At 65.0% G+C, this 14,790-nt stretch carries 14 protein-coding genes; 9 read left to right on the top strand and 5 right to left on the bottom strand.

Annotated features, from left to right (window positions below; all coding sequences use genetic code 11):
• Positions 1 to 259: 259 nt before the first annotated feature.
• The 3 genes from OU998_RS15195 to OU998_RS15185 all read right to left on the bottom strand — a co-directional run bounded on the left by OU998_RS15195 (position 260) and on the right by OU998_RS15185 (position 2,799).
• The gene (locus OU998_RS15195; protein ID WP_267514497.1) at positions 260 to 436 is read right to left on the bottom strand and encodes a hypothetical protein; all 177 of its coding nucleotides are present in this window, start codon (positions 434 to 436) and stop codon (positions 260 to 262) included.
• A 6-nt stretch (positions 437 to 442) separates the two neighbouring features.
• On the bottom strand, positions 443 to 1,552 hold the full coding sequence (gene hppD, locus OU998_RS15190) for a 4-hydroxyphenylpyruvate dioxygenase (protein ID WP_267514496.1): 1,110 nt from the start codon (positions 1,550 to 1,552) through the stop codon (positions 443 to 445).
• A gap of 131 nt (positions 1,553 to 1,683) precedes the next feature.
• Positions 1,684 to 2,799, bottom strand: coding sequence for a DUF5694 domain-containing protein (locus OU998_RS15185; protein WP_267514495.1), 1,116 nt, complete (start codon positions 2,797 to 2,799; stop codon positions 1,684 to 1,686).
• Positions 2,800 to 2,982: 183 nt separating this feature from the next.
• Between OU998_RS15185 and OU998_RS15180 the strand changes: the two genes are divergently transcribed.
• Positions 2,983 to 3,489 carry a hypothetical protein gene (locus tag OU998_RS15180; RefSeq protein ID WP_267514494.1) on the top strand — a complete coding sequence of 169 codons (507 nt, stop codon included), beginning with the start codon at positions 2,983 to 2,985 and terminating at the stop codon, positions 3,487 to 3,489.
• 3 nt (positions 3,490 to 3,492) lie between these two features.
• On the opposite strand, the gene OU998_RS15175 is transcribed toward OU998_RS15180, so the two are convergent.
• A complete protein-coding gene (locus OU998_RS15175; protein ID WP_267514493.1) occupies positions 3,493 to 4,128 on the bottom strand; it encodes an exopolysaccharide biosynthesis protein in 636 nt (211 codons plus the stop codon).
• Positions 4,129 to 4,236: 108 nt separating this feature from the next.
• Between OU998_RS15175 and OU998_RS15170 the strand changes: the two genes are divergently transcribed.
• From OU998_RS15170 to OU998_RS15160, 3 genes are read left to right on the top strand one after another with little or no spacing between them, the layout of a single operon-like run.
• Positions 4,237 to 4,812, top strand: coding sequence for a YqaA family protein (locus OU998_RS15170; protein WP_267514492.1), 576 nt, complete (start codon positions 4,237 to 4,239; stop codon positions 4,810 to 4,812).
• A gap of 39 nt (positions 4,813 to 4,851) precedes the next feature.
• On the top strand, positions 4,852 to 5,394 hold the full coding sequence (locus tag OU998_RS15165; RefSeq protein WP_267514491.1) for a disulfide bond formation protein B: 543 nt from the start codon (positions 4,852 to 4,854) through the stop codon (positions 5,392 to 5,394).
• 4 nt (positions 5,395 to 5,398) lie between these two features.
• A complete protein-coding gene (locus OU998_RS15160) occupies positions 5,399 to 5,971 on the top strand; it encodes a demethoxyubiquinone hydroxylase family protein (protein WP_267514490.1) in 573 nt (190 codons plus the stop codon).
• Between the two features lie 168 nt (positions 5,972 to 6,139).
• Here the strand turns inward: OU998_RS15160 and OU998_RS15155 are convergent, their stop codons facing one another.
• The gene (locus tag OU998_RS15155; protein ID WP_267514489.1) at positions 6,140 to 7,342 is read right to left on the bottom strand and encodes an acetyl-CoA C-acyltransferase; all 1,203 of its coding nucleotides are present in this window, start codon (positions 7,340 to 7,342) and stop codon (positions 6,140 to 6,142) included.
• A 315-nt stretch (positions 7,343 to 7,657) separates the two neighbouring features.
• On the opposite strand from OU998_RS15155, the gene OU998_RS15150 reads away from it, so the two are divergent.
• The 5 genes from OU998_RS15150 (at position 7,658) to OU998_RS15130 (ending at position 14,764) form a co-directional block, all read left to right on the top strand.
• On the top strand, positions 7,658 to 8,803 hold the full coding sequence (locus tag OU998_RS15150) for an outer membrane beta-barrel protein (RefSeq protein WP_267514488.1): 1,146 nt from the start codon (positions 7,658 to 7,660) through the stop codon (positions 8,801 to 8,803).
• A gap of 494 nt (positions 8,804 to 9,297) precedes the next feature.
• Positions 9,298 to 10,464: a capsular biosynthesis protein gene (locus tag OU998_RS15145; protein ID WP_267514487.1), complete on the top strand. Its 1,167-nt coding sequence runs from the start codon at positions 9,298 to 9,300 to the stop codon at positions 10,462 to 10,464.
• 181 nt (positions 10,465 to 10,645) lie between these two features.
• The gene (locus OU998_RS15140) at positions 10,646 to 13,183 is read left to right on the top strand and encodes a TonB-dependent receptor (RefSeq protein ID WP_267514486.1); all 2,538 of its coding nucleotides are present in this window, start codon (positions 10,646 to 10,648) and stop codon (positions 13,181 to 13,183) included.
• A gap of 174 nt (positions 13,184 to 13,357) precedes the next feature.
• Positions 13,358 to 14,365 carry an agmatine deiminase family protein gene (locus OU998_RS15135; protein ID WP_267514485.1) on the top strand — a complete coding sequence of 336 codons (1,008 nt, stop codon included), beginning with the start codon at positions 13,358 to 13,360 and terminating at the stop codon, positions 14,363 to 14,365.
• Between the two features lie 57 nt (positions 14,366 to 14,422).
• The gene (locus tag OU998_RS15130) at positions 14,423 to 14,764 is read left to right on the top strand and encodes a four helix bundle protein (protein WP_267514484.1); all 342 of its coding nucleotides are present in this window, start codon (positions 14,423 to 14,425) and stop codon (positions 14,762 to 14,764) included.
• Positions 14,765 to 14,790: the final 26 nt, after the last annotated feature.

Genomic DNA, 14,790 nt, shown 5'->3' with positions numbered 1-14,790 from the left:
GCCCGCTCCCCGCGTTGGGCCGCCATTCTAACCGAGCGTCGGGGCGTGTCAGGTCGATTGCGGAGAGAATCTGAAAAGCTGTGCGTTTTCAGATGCCGGGTGGACGAGATTGTGCGAGCTGACGCCTCTTTCCCCGTCATCCTCGGGCTTGACCCGAGGATCAGGCGTCGGGCGGACTGTGCGTCGCCTCAGGCGCAATGCGGCGGAACGTCCGGTCCTCGGGTCAAGCCCGAGGATGACGGCTCAGAGGGGAAGTGACTCATCCCCGATGGTGCAGCCGCTTCCAAAGGCGGTAGGCGACGATGGGGGCGAAGCCGACGATGAGGGCGGCGAGCAGGGAAATCCAGAACCCGCCGCCCAGCCACGCCCCGACGATCCCGGCGCCCAGCCCGGCCAGAGGCGGCCCCAGGTAGGGCAGCCAGGTCGGCGGCCGCATCCGCATTCAGGCGTCGACCTTGATGACGCCGCGACGGATCTGGTCCAGTTCGATGGAGTCGAACAGGGCCTGGAAATTGCCGTTGCCGAAGCCCTCGTTGCCCTTGCGCTGGATGATCTCGAAGAAGATCGGACCGAAGGTGTCCTGGGTGAAGATCTGCAGCAGCAGGCCGTCCTCGTCCGAACCATCGATCAGGATGCGGTTCTTGCGCATCCGCTCCACGTCATGCCCGTGGTTGGGCAGGCGTTTGTCGATCAGTTCGAAATAGGTCTCGATGGTGTCCTGGAAGTCGACGCCGCGCGCACGCATGGCCTCGACCGTCTCGAAGATATTCTCGGTGGTCAGGGCGATGTGCTGGATGCCCTCGCCGTTGTAGCGGCGCAGGAATTCCTCGATCTGGGAGTTGTCGTCCTGGCTCTCGTTCAGGGGGATGCGGATGGCGCGGTCGGGCGCGATCATGGCCTGCGAGAACAGGCCGGTCGCCTTGCCCTTGATGTCGAAATACTTCTGCTCTTCGAAGTTGAAGACCGAGCCGTAGAAGCCCGACCAGGTGCGCATCTGGCCGCGACGGACATTGTGGGTCAGGTGGTCCAGGATCTCGAGACCCATCGAGTTCTTGCGCTCGGCCTCTTCCCAGCCCTCGATCTCGTCCCAGGCGTCATACAGCGAGCCGGCGTCGCCATACTGATCGATGACGTACAGCAGCGAACCGCCGATGCCCTGGAGGATATAGGGATAGGCGCCCAGCGCCCCGCCGTTCGCATCGGTCGCGGCCACGGCGCCGCGTTCCAGCGCGCCTTCATAGGCGGCCTTGGCGTCGGTGGTGCGGAAGGCCATGCCGTTGGCCGACGGGCCGTGGTCCCTGGCGAAGGTCTCGGCCTGGCTCCCTGGACGATCCGTGGGCTTGCGGTGGACCAGGAAGCTGATGTCGCCCTGTTTCAGGCGAACCACGTCGGTCTTGGGGTTCACGTGGGTCTGGGTGAAGCCCATCAGTTCAAGGCGCGAAATCATCGCCTTGGGTTCGGGGCCGGTGAATTCGACGAATTCGAATCCGTCGACGCCGAGGGGGTTGTCCTGGTCGATCTGTTCAGCCTTGGACAGGGTCATGTCGTTCATGGCGCGTCTCCCGCGTAGCTTTTGTGGCGGGCTTAACCGAAAGGCGCCGCCGATTGGGGCGGAACCTAGTCGCGGATGACGACAGAGCCAAGGCGGTCCCACAGGGTCGTGATGGCGCCGCCCCCGCCGCCTCAGCGCAGCACGGTCTCAACATCGACCAGACGGACGTCATGCATCTGGTCCAGATAGGCCTCGTAGTAGCCCTTGTGGGAGGCGCCGACGATGGCGAGCATCCGCGTGCCTGGATGGCGGCCCAGGACGTCACGCATATTGGCGACCATGCGCAGGTTGCGGGTTTCCCAGTAGCCGAGATACTGGCGCCCGAACATTTGCGGCGACGGCTCGACCAGGGTCGCGCCGAAGTCGGAGCGATAGGCCAGCTGCTGCGCCTGGGCGGAATTGTAGGCCCGGTAAATGTCCAGCACCCCGCCGGGTTGGGAGATCTGTCCGATCAGTCTGACGTGTTCTGCCCGGCGCGCCTCGCTGGCCGGATTGCTCCAGGCCGCCATGATCGCAGCCTGGGCGGCCTCGTTTTCCGCCTCGTCGTCCGTTCCGGCCGTGTCGGCGGAATGGTCGTCCACGCTCCACAGACGCTCCAGCCCCATCCGCGCCGCCACAGGGGCGGCGATCGCATAGGTCTCGTTCCGGCGCGTCCGGAGCCGTTCGAGCATGGCGACGAGTTCGGGGGTGAGCGCGCCGTCGGCGATCCGATCCTCCGGCGCCAGGCGCAACCATTGCACTAGGGCGGAGCTGCGCTCTCCGGCCGCCATGAAGACGGCGGCCAGGCGCCGCCGCTGCGCGGCCGTGGGTTGGGCGGGCCAGTCGGCCAGAAGACGTTCCGCCTCGGCGTTGGCGGCGGGCACGTCCAGGCCCGTCGCCTGGTTCGCCGGCGCGGGATCCCAGCAACGCAACTTGATGGTTTCGGCGTAGCGCGAGGGATAGCGGCGCAGGCCGTCGCATTGAAGGCCCGACACGTCCTCAGTGGCCACGGCGGTCGGACGCCAGGCGGTCAACCGGTCCAGCAGGGGCGACAGAAGATCCGTCTGAAACCCTTCCTCCAGTTCCGACAGATGCACGGTCCCCAGAACCAGAACCTCATTTGGCGGCCCCGCCGGCGGCCCTTTCAGAGCGGACGGATCGAAGCTGGGCCTGTAGTCGGGCGCCCCCTCCTGGGCCAGAGAAGGCGACGCCGCGCCCAAGGTCAGGAGGGTAGAGGTGAGGATCAGAGAGGGGACAAGACGGATCATTGCACTCGGCTTCAAGCGTAAAAACCAGGCCGCTGATTGCGACCTCAGACATATCCTCCGACAAATTTGCGGGCGCCTCCCGTTAAACTTTGGACATTCTGCGATGATCAGGGATGGCCGCGCAGAATCATGATCTCGTCGCGAGGCTGGGACGCGAGGGACAAGGGGAGCAGGGGGAAAGTCATGGAAGACTTAGAACCGAACGGCGACCTGTGGGCGCTTTGGCGGCGGCTGAAGGCGCTGTTTCCGGTCTGGAGCCTGATCCCGTCCAGCTTTTATACGCCCGGCGCCTGGGGCTATGCGGGGGTGGATTTCGTCAGCGGGTTCCGACAGAATCCCTCGACGCTGAAGACCCTCGATCTGTTGGACGGGATAGACGAGGCGGGTTTCGAGGCCCTGTACGCCCTGGCGAACCTGAACGCGCGTCGGCAGGACCAGATTTTACGGTTCGTCATCGTCGGCTACCTGACGGTCCCCCTGTCGATCCTGGCCCTGCTGGCAGAACTGGCGGGAGATAGCCTGTTGAGCTTCATGCGCGCCCATATGTGGGAGGTGGTCAGTCTCCTCGTCGCCGTGGGCTTGGGGCCGATCATCTATATGATGAGCCAGTGGCGGTCGCGTCAGATCATCGGGGTGCTGGACCTGGTCCGGATCGAGCGGGGGCTGGCGTCGGATCGGTCGGACGACTAGCCGTCAGCCCGGCAGCAGCCGCGTCGCCCATTCCGCGCCGAACAGAAGGCCCGTCGCCACCACGCCCAGCAGGGTCAGCCAGCCCGTCGTCACCGCCGCCCCGGCGATCACGAACAGGCCGTCGCGCTGGATCAGGCCGACCGAAAGCAGGGCCAGGGCGATGGAGGGGATGGTGTTGGTCATCGGCAGGACAATGGTCAGGGTGGCCAGGATCATGAAGCCCGCCGCCAGTTTCTCGCCCGGCCCGTCGGCGAAGCGACGCAGGCGGGGGCGCGACAGCCGGTCGATCCAGCCCAGTTTCGACTCGGCGAAATCGGCCATGGCCTTCAGCCACGAGGCCTTGGCGCGCAGGTTCAGCAGCCAGCGCGGCAGCCAGGGTTCTTCGCGCCCCACCAGCATCTGGCCGGCCAGCAACAGGATGGCGACGCCGACGACCTGGGGCACGCCGTAAAGGCCCGGCACCAGGCAGGGGATGGACAGCAGCAGGATCAGCAGGCCGTAGGCGCGCTCGTCCAGCCGGTCGCGGATCTCGTCCAGGGTCAGGCCGACGTCGCCCCCGTCGTCGGACAGGCGGCGCAGCAGGCGGGTGACGTTCTGGCTGACGTCGTCGTGTTGGTGGGACGGCGGGGAGGCGGTCATCCGGCGATCCTTAGATCAGGTCGGCGTCCGTCGCGAGGGTTGCGGTGTCGCAGCGGGTGACGGCGGGGCGCGGGCTTGCTACGGATCAGGCCTCCCAGGGGACTATCCATGCTTCGTAAGCTCTATGACGGCGTCTTCAATCTGGCGCGCCATCGCCACGCCACGCCCGCCCTGGCGGTCGTGTCCTTCGCCGAGAGCTCGTTCTTTCCGATTCCGCCCGACGTGATGCTGGCGCCCATGATCCTGGCCAAGCCGGAGAAGGCGTACTTCTACGCCGGGGTCTGCACCCTGGCCTCGGTCCTGGGCGGGATTCTGGGTTACGCCATCGGCTATTTTCTGACCGACGTCGGCCTGGCGATCCTGCGGTTCCTGGGCCATGCGGACGGGCTGGATCATTTCCGCGAATGGTTCGCCCAGTGGGGGCTATGGGTCATATTGATCAAGGGGTTCACCCCCATTCCCTACAAGCTGGTGACCATCGCCTCGGGCCTGGCCGCCTTCAGTTTCCCGATCTTCATGGCGGCGTCGGCGGCGACCCGCGGCGGGCGGTTCTTTCTGGAGGCCTGGATCCTGAAGACCTGGGGGCCGGCCATGCTGGCCCAGGTCGAAAAGCGGCTGGCCCTGTGGTCCGGGATCGGGCTGGCGGTGCTGATCGCGCTGATCGTCGTGCTGAAGCTTCTGTAAGTCGACGCCGAGACTGGAGCAGAGTAAGACCGTTTCACGATGAGAAAACTCTATCGCCTGTTGACCCGTTGGTGGACCGCCTTCGCCCTGGCCGCGTCCTTGGCGATGCTGGCTGCAGCCCATGCGTTCGAGCGGTTCGCGGGCTTGGCGCCCTGCAACCTGTGTCTCAAGCAGCGTGAAGTCTATTGGGGCGCGGTGGCCGTGGCGGTGGTGGCGACGGCCTGGACGATCCTGAGCGGCAGCCGGCGCGGCACGCCGCGAATCGCCTCCTTCCTTTTGGCCGCCGTCTTCGCCACCGGCGCCATAACCGCCGTCTTCCATATGGGCGGCGAATACAAGTGGTGGAGCCTGCCTGCGACCTGCGTCGGCGGGGGCGCCGTCGATCTGGAAAGCCTGACCGCCCTGGCGCTGGGGACGGGACCGTCACAGCGGGTGGCCATGTGCGATTCCGTGGCCTGGAGCTGGCTGGGTCTTTCGATGGCGGGTTGGAACGCCGTCATCTCTATTGCGTTGGCCGGGTTCAGCCTGCTGGCGGCCCAACGCCCCAAGGACGCCCGCGCCCCCCGGTTTGAAAAGGCCTGACGCCATGTCGGACGCCGCATCCCATATTCCCCTGCCCCGCCCCGGAATGGGGGCGAACAAGGCGCGGATGGACGAGATTCTGCGCGTCGATCACGCCGGCGAATATGCGGCTGTGCTGATCTATCGCGCCCAGAAGGCGGTGTTTGAGGGCCGCAAGGCGCATGGCCAAATGGCGCGTGATCTGGGCGAGATGCAGGATCAGGAGGCAGTGCATCTGGCCCGGTTCGAGCGCTTGCTGAACGAACGTCGCGTGCGGCCTACGGCGATGACGCCGCTGTGGCGGATCGCGGCCTCGGCCCTGGGCGCGGGCACGGCTCTGATGGGCGAGAAGGCGGCCCATGCCTGTACCGAGGCGGTCGAGAGCGTGATCGAGAAACACTACGCCGACCAGATCGCCGAGATCGGCGACCGCGATCCGGCCCTGGCCGCCGAACTGAAACAGTTCCGCGACGAAGAACTGGCGCACCACGACCACGCCATCGAACACGGCAGCCGTGAGGCGCCAGCCTATCGGCTGCTGAGCGGGGTGATCAAGGCCGGGTGCCGGGTGGCGATCAAGGTCAGCGAGCGGGTTTGAGGCGTCTCCCGCTCCCCGTCGTCGCAGCCACCTATAATCGTCATCCTCGCCCCTGTGGCGAGGATCCATACTCCCGGTCTTTAAGGCCAGGGCCCCTGCGGATGCACCGGGCGTATAGATCCTAGGGACAAGCCCTAGGATGACGGAGTTGGAGTGGGCGGGAGCCCTTCAGAAAATCTCGAACAGCCCCGCCGCCCCCATGCCGCCGCCGATGCACATGGTGACGACGCCGTATTTGGCGCCGCGCCGCTTGCCCTCGATCAGGACGTGGCCGGTCATGCGGGCGCCGGACATGCCGTAGGGGTGGCCGATGGAGATGGCGCCGCCCGAGACGTTCAGCAGATCGTTCGGGATGCCCAGGGTGTCGCGGCAATACAGCACCTGGACGGCGAAGGCCTCGTTCAGCTCCCAGATGCCGATGTCGTCCACCGTCAGGCCATGGCGTTTCAGCAGTTTGGGCACGGCGTAGACCGGGCCGATGCCCATTTCGTCCGGCTCGACCCCCGCCACCGCCATGCCGCGATAGGCGCCCAGCGGCTGGAGATTGCGTTTCACCGCCTCGCCGGCCTCCATGACGACGCAGGCCGAGGCGCCGTCGGATAGCTGGGACGCATTGCCGGCGGTGATGAACTCGCCCTGCTGGATTTTCTCGCCGCTGCCGAACACCGGCTTCAGCGCCTTCAGGCCTTCGAGCGTCGTGTCGGGTCGGTTGCCCTCGTCCTTCGAAAGGGTGATTTCCTGGGAGGCGGTTTCGCCGGTCGCCTTGTCGGTGACCAGCATGGTGGTCGTCATGGGGACGATCTCGGCGTCCAGCCGACCCTGGGCCTGGGCCTGGGCCGTGCGCTGCTGGGACTGAAGGGCGTATTCGTCCTGGCGGTCGCGGCTGACGCCGTAGCGCCGGGCCACGACCTCGGCCGTCTCCAGCATCGACATATAGATATGGGGCGCCAGCTTCAGCAGGGCCTCGTCCTTGCCGCGGTACAGGTTCATGTGCTGGTTCTGGACCAGGGAGACGCTCTCCAGCCCGCCGCCGACCGCCATCTTCTGCTGGTCGAACACGACCTGTTTGGCCGCGGTGGCGATGCCCATCAGGCCCGAGGCGCACTGGCGGTCCAGGCTCATGCCCGGAACCGTCGACGGCAGGCCGGCGGCCAGGGCGATCTGGCGGGCGACGTTCGTGCCGGTCGAGCCCTGCTGCAGGGCCGCGCCCATGATCACGTCCTCGATCTCGGCCGGATCGACCCCGGCGCGCTGGATCGCGTGTTTCACCGCATGGGCGCCCAGCTGCTGGGCCTGGGTGTCGTTGAACGCTCCGCGATAGGCCCGACCGATTGGCGTGCGGGCGGTGGAGACAATGACGGCTTCACGCATGGGATTGTCTTTCCTGGTTGGCCCATTGCGCTTCGCGCTGCTTGAGGCTGTTTGTGTGGCCTATCGCGCTTCGCGCTGCTTGAGGCCGTGGCGTTTCTCAGCTTGAAGTTAGGCGCCTCACGTTGGGTCAACGCAAGAGGGACTGTCGATCAGAATAGCTGTGTCGCCCAAATCAGCGTTCGCTCATTGTGTTGAAACGGCGCCACAGTCGCCACATTCGTCGAAGCCGGGCGGAACTAGGGCCAAGTGATGTCGTTTGGCTCGGGAACGTCGGGCAACAGCTCGGCTTCGGGCATTTTACAGATTGAGGAAGCTATGAAGCTCAAACTTCTCGCCTCTGTCGCCGTCGCAGGGCTGTTCGCAGCCGGCGCGGCCTCGGCGGAACCCAACGGCTGGTACGGCGCGGTTGATGCGGGTTACCACATCATCGACGACATCAACGCCGAGTCGTCGACGACTGCAGTGAACTGGAACTATGAAGTGAACGACGGCTGGGCTGCCTTCGCCCGTCTCGGCTATCGCTTCAACCCCAACTGGCGCGTCGAACTGGAGGGCGGCTATCGCTCTGGCGACATCGGCACCGTGCGCGCCGTCTCTGGTCCCGGCGGCGTTTGCAACGTCACCCCGGCGACCGGTGGCTGCTACTCCCCGGAAGGCAGCATGGACTCCGCCACCCTGATGGCGAACGTCATCTATGACTTCGGTTACGAAGCCTGGGGCGTGCGTCCCTTCGTCGGCCTCGGCGTCGGCGTGAACCGCGTGGACACCAAGGTTTCGGGCAATCTGCGCGACAGCCGCGGCGCCACTTTCAACACCGATGAAGACTCGACCGAGTTCGCCGCTCAGGCGATCGCCGGCCTGGCCTGGGCCATCGGCGACCGTACCAACATCGACCTGACCTATCGCTATCTGACCGGCGACGTCTCGTTCGATTCGGCCACTGTCGGCGGCACCTCGTTCGGCGAATGGGACGGCGACTACGATCAGTCGCACACCGTGACCCTGGGTCTGCGCTACAGCTTCGGCGCCGAAGAAGCGGCTCCCCCGCCTCCTCCGCCGCCCCCGCCCCCGCCCCCGCCGCCTCCTCCGCCCCCGCCGCCCCCGCCGCCGGTGGCTCAGAAGCCGGCCGCGCGTCAGTTCGTGGTCTACTTCGACTGGGATCGTTCCGACCTGACGGCTGAAGCCCGCTCGGTCGTCACCCAGGCTGCGAACTACGCCAAGACCGGCGCCGCGACCCGCGTCGTCATCGTCGGCTACACCGACACCTCCGGCTCGGCCGCCTATAACCTCGGCCTGTCGAACCGTCGTTCGCGCACCGTCGCGGACGCCCTGGTCTCGCAAGGCGTCGCCGGCGGCGTCATCGCCCTCGACGGCAAGGGCGAAACCGCCCTGGCCAAGGTCACGGCCGACGGCGTGCGTGAACCGCTGAACCGTCGCGCCACCATCGACATCAACTTCTAAGCCTGATCGCCGGTTCGATTTCGGTCGAGCCGACGACGCAGGCTGAGATTGTGCGAAGATGACGGCGAGGGCCGCTGCCTCCTTCTGGAGGCGGCGGCCTTCGACTGTGTGTCTTAATGTTTCGCCATCGGAAATATCTTCTGAGGCGGGGCTCGAAATGGGTTGAACGGTTCTGTTGGAAAAGTCACAGTGGCCGGGATGATGGGGTCTCTCGCTAGTGATTTTAAAGACGCAGAGTTGGCGAGTGCGCCTCTGCGAATCGGCGACTTGCAATCGAGAGATGTTTGATGGTGGATGCGCGCCCCACCGCTAGGTCCGTGTCGACGCGTCGGCAGCGTCGTTACAGACTTCGCGCTCAGGTTTCTTCGTATGTACAGGATCGAACGAGGCCGTCGCCTTCGTCACCTGCTTTCTGCCCGGACGATTCCACCGAGCTGAATCGCGCGCCCCCCACGTCATCCACGAACCAAGCCGGTCTTCAAGGTCGGCGGTTTTTGATCGTCTCCGCGCCGTTCGGACGCTTCAGCGCCCTACTGGCGAAGGTGCTGGAGGCGCGCGGTGCGACCGTGCGGCGGATGATCTTCAACGCCGGGGACGCGATGGAATGGCGGCGAAGCGGCGGGGTGGTGTTCAAGGGCGGAGAAGAAGTCTGGGGCGCGCGGCTGGCGGAGATGACGGCGGGCTATTCAGACGTCATTCTGTTCGGTGAGGGCGGACCCTACAATCGCGCCGTGCTGTCGGCCGCCGAAAGCCTGGCGGCCAGGGTTTGGGTGCTGGAAAACGGCTATTTCCGTCCCGATTGGATCACGGTGGAACGGAACGGGGTCAATGCGGCCAGCGGCCTGCCACGTTTTAAACAGGCCTATGGGGCGCCGGCGCCGAAACTGCCCGAGCCTGTCCCTGTGGGACGGATTTTGCCCTATCATGTGGTCAATATCAGCACCTACCATCTGGTCCAAGGGTTGGGGCGGCTGCTGTTCCCGCGCTACGTCAACCACTATACGTTTTCGCCCCTGGCTCAGTGCCTGGGCCATATTCGGCGGTATCTGGGGCTGGCCTTCCAGTCGTCCGCCGCCAGCCATGTGGACGTCATCGCGCCGCGGGGCGACTTCTTCATCGCCTGTCTTCAGCGCGAGGGCGACGCCCAACTGCTGCGGTATTCGCGCTATCCGGACAACACCGCCTTCCTGGCCAGGCTTATGACCAGTTTCGCGGCCCATGCGCCCAAACAGGCCCGGCTGGTGGTCAAGAATCATCCGCTTGATCCCGGCGTGGTCGATCTGGCGGCGGTCACGCGGCGGCTGGTCATAGAGCGCGGGCTGCAGGGCCGGGTCGATTTCATCGACGGTGGCAATCTGGCCCAACTGTGTCGGGCGTCGCGCGGCATGGTGGTGAATAACTCCAGCGCCGCCCTGTCGGCCTTGGGCTTCCAGACCCCGGTCAAGGTCATGGGCGACGCCTTCTTCGACTTCGACGGTCTGACAGACCAGCAATCGCTGGACGACTTCTGGGCTGCGCCCCAGGCACCGGATTCTGCGCTGTTCGCCCGCTTCCGCGCCCATGTGATCGCCCAGAGCCAGGTGAACGGCAACTTCCACGAACCGCGCGCCATCGAGCGGACGGCGCATGGCGTCGCTGACATGTTTGAGTGGAATTTCTAAGCAGCCTGACATGCTGCGACATGAATGTTGCGACAAGGCCACATAAGGGCCTTGTCATATCACTGTCGTATAACTGTCGCCTGACATTGCAACACGGGACGTAGATGGGGCCAGATTTCGGCAGGCGACCCCGCCTGTCGCCTTTGGGGCCCGGTGCGGCCTTCATCTGGGGATAGATGCAATGATCAACCGCAAGCGCCTCTTCTGGGCGACTACCGCCATCGTCGGCGTCATGGCCGGCGCCGGCGCCGCCTCGGCGCAATCGACCGGTACGGAAGCGACCGAAGTCCAAGAAGTCGTCGTCACCGGCGTGCGCGGCGTGCGCACCACGGACGGCACTATCGTCGCGGAAACGGCCGGCAAGACCCGTTCGACCGTGACGCAAGAGTTCATCGCGACCCAGGCCGCCGGTCAGACCATCGTCCAGACCCTGAACCTGACGCCGGGTCTGAACTTTACCAACAACGACCCCTACGGTTCGTCGGGCGGCAACATTCGTCTGCGTGGCTTTGACGGCAACCGCGTCTCGCTGACCTTCGACGGTATTCCGCTGAACGACACGGGCAACTACGCCAGCTACACCAACCAACAACTGGATCCGGAACTGATCGAGCGCGCCTCGGTTAATACCGGAACGACGGACGTGGACAGCCCGACGGCTTCGGCCACCGGCGGCACCATCAACTATGTGTCGCGTCGTCCCGCCACGGACTTTGGCGGCTGGGTCCAGGGGGCGCTGGGCGACTTCAACTTCCGCCGCATCATGGCTCTGGTCGATACCGGCGAGTTCGGCCCGTGGGGCACCTCGGCCTGGTTCGCCGTTTCCAGCCAAGAGTATGACAAGTTCAAGGGTCAGGGCGACCTGAAGAAGACCCAGTACAATTTCCGCATCTATCAGCCGATCGGTGGGAACGGCGACTTCGTGGCCCTGTCGGCTCACTACAACGAAAACCGTAACTTCGCCTACTACAGCCCCAACCTGGTATCGACGGCCGCTAACGGCGTCGTCACGCCGGCCGAAGTCGAAACCAGCCCGTTTGGCTGGAACATCGACTATAGCACCAACTATACGGTGCCGACCTTCCGCAACGGCGTCGCTGACTACGACACCAACACGTCCAGCACGGTCCAGGCGGCCTATTACGGGCTCCGGATCAACCCGTCGGATACGGGGAACATCCGCCTCAACTCGAAGTTCACTCTGGCTGAGGGGCTGACCTTCACCTTCGATCCTTCGTTCCAGTACACCCAAGCCAATGGCGGCGGTCAGCAGACTGTGATGTCCGAGTCGCAAGCTGCGGCGACTGGCGCAAACGACACCACTTGGCGGCTGCTTGCCGGTTCGTCGGCTACCGGCGGTGTGGATTTGAACGGTGATGGCGATGTGCTGGACCGCGTTCGCGTCATGACGCCGTCGAACACCAATACCTATCGTTACGGCATCAACAGCTCGCTGATCTGGAACCTCAACGAGGATCACCAACTGCGCGCCGCCTATACGCTGGACTACGGCCGTCACCGTCAGACCGGCGCTTATGGCGCAGTCGATTTCGGCGATCCATCGAACCCGAGATTCGCTGACGAGTTCGGTGGTCTGGATGACAAGGATAACCGCATCCTGAACCGGGACGGCTTCTATCTGCGTGCACGGGATCGTCTGTCCTACGCTGAGCTGAACCAGTTCGCCGCCGAATATCGTGGTGATTTCCTGAATGACGCCCTGCGCATCAACATCGGCGTGCGTGCGCCCTTCTTCAAGCGTGAGCTGAACCAGTACTGCTACTCGCAGAACTCGTCCTCGAGCGTCCGTTGCACCACTGAAGTCCCGAACGCCACGCTGGCCAACGGCAACGTCACCTTCGCCGGCGCCACGACCCAGTACATCGCGCCCTACTCGCGGGAACTGAAGTACGATGACGTGCTGCCCAACATCGGCGCGACCTACCGCTTCGGCGCAAACATGCTCTACGCCTCGTACGCTGAGGGCCTTTCCGCTCCGCGCACGGACAGCTTGTACTCCGTGACTCGCTTGGCCGACGGTTCGATCGGAAACCCCGACGTCCAGCCGGAAAACACCAAGACCTTCGACCTCGGCTATCGCTTCCAGACCTCGAGCCTGATCGCTTCGGCCGCCGTCTGGCACACCGACTACCAGAACCGAATCGTCAGCTCCTACGACCAGGACCTGGGCTTCAACGTCGACCGCAACGTCGGCGCCGTGGAATCCTACGGTTTCGACGGCTCGCTGGGCTGGGAGCCGACCGACAAGCTGAGCATCTTCGCTTCGATGGCGCTGCTGGAAAGCGAACTGCAGGAGAACGTCAACATCTCCTCCACCCTGGTTGCTCTGACCAAGGGCAAGGAAGTGGTCGAGACGCCGAAGGAGACCTTCGGTCTGCGTATCGCCTACGATTTCAACCCGGTCTTCTCGGCTGCGATCCAAGGTAAATATGTCGGCGAGCGTTGGGTGACCGACGTGAACGACCAGAAGGTCGACGCCTACACCGTCGTTGATCTGGACGCCCGCTTCGACTTTGCCCCGCTGGGCCTTGAAGGCACCTATCTACAGTTCAACGTCATCAACCTGTTCGACGAGCAATATTACGGCTCGCTGGGTACGACCACGTCGTCGGTGGTTGGACAACCGGGTTACAGCCGTCCGTACGCCAATATCTCGGCGCCCCGGACCATCATGGCCAGCCTGCGCTACGCCTTCTAAGGCCAAGCCAGACTGAAACGACGAAGGGCGGTCCGTTCGCGGGCCGCCCTTTTTCTTTGCCACCGGGGTGATGATGCCGCCCGCCGTTGAAGTCGGGGGCGGGAGGGGCCATATGGCGCGGCTCGCGTTTCGTCTCCGGACCCGCCGCCGGACCTAGACAGGATCAGTTCGCCGATGACCGCCTTCATCCCCGCAGAATGGGCTCCGCACCGCGCCATGTGGGTGGGTTGGCCCAGCCATGCCGAATACTGGTTCGAGGCGCTGGAACAAGCGCAGGACGAGGTCGAGGGGCTGGTGCGGGCCCTGGCCGGGCCGGGACGTGAACAGGTCAGGCTGATGGTCGGCAAGGCCGAGGTTCTGGCGGACGCTCAGGCGCGCTTCGCCGGGGTCGAGAATGTCGAGGTGGTGGCCGGGGAGTTCGGCGACATCTGGCTGCGCGACACCGGGCCGATCTTCGGCGCGGGGTCGAAGACGGCGGCGGCGTTCCGGTTCAACGGCTGGGGCGGCAAGTATGACATGCCGGGCGACGAACTGGTGGCGGACCAGATCGGCGAGCATTCGGGCGTGGCCCTGACGTGGAACGACTTCGTCATGGAGGGCGGCTCGCTGGATCACGACGGGGAGGGGACGGTCCTGACCACGCGCCAGTGCCTGCTGAACCCGAACCGCAACCCGGCCTGGAATCAGGACGAGGCGGTCGCGACCGCCGCGCTGGAGACGGCCATCGGCGCCAAGGCTGTGCTGTGGCTGGGCGACGGCCTTCTGAACGACCACACCGACGGACACGTGGATAATCTGGCGCGGTTCGTGGCGCCGGGCGTGGTCGCCTGCCCGGTCGCCTGGGGCCGCAACGATCCCAACGCCGAGGTCTATGACGCCACGGCGCGCGATGTGTCGGGTATGACGGACGCGGCGGGACGTAAGCTCCGTGTGCTGAGGATCCCGTCGCCGGGTCTGGTTCTGGACGAGGACGAACGCCCGATCCCGGCCAGCCACATGAACTTCCTGATCGCCAACGGCGCCGTGGTGGTCCCGACCTATGGTGATGACGGTGCAGCCGATATGGCCTGTAAGGCGTTGCAGGACGCCTTCCCTGATCGCGAGATCATCCCGCTGCCGTCCAAGGCCATTCTGACCGGTGGCGGCTCGTTTCACTGTATCTCCCAGCAGGAGCCGGGGTGAGTGACGAGTGCTAGTGAGCAAGGGGTGAGCGAGGGGGCGCCCCGCAGTCACCGTGACTTGAAGGTCTGGCAGATTGCTCTGGACATGACGGAGACGTTGTATCGGGTGACGGCCGACTGGCCGAAGGCGGAGCAGTATGGCTTGGTCAGTCAGGTCCGTCGGGCCGCTGTGTCTGTGCCGGCTAATATTGCAGAAGGGGCCGGCCGCCGCACACCCGGGGAGTTTGGGCATTTCATCGGGATTGCGCGTGGCTCATTGGCGGAACTTGAAACCCTTCTGATCATCGCGCGTCGTCTCGCCTACATCGAAGAGCCGTCGTTCCGTGCGATAATGGATGACCTGTTCGAGTTGGGACGCATGACCACCGGCCTGCTGAAATCGATCAGCGACCGCCGCTGACCGGCTCACCCCTTGCTCACTCGCAC

Origin of the sequence: Brevundimonas sp. SL130, assembly GCF_026625805.1 — a bacterium.
Classification (GTDB): Bacteria; Pseudomonadota; Alphaproteobacteria; order Caulobacterales; family Caulobacteraceae; genus Brevundimonas.
This window is presented reverse-complemented; position numbering and strand designations above follow the sequence as displayed.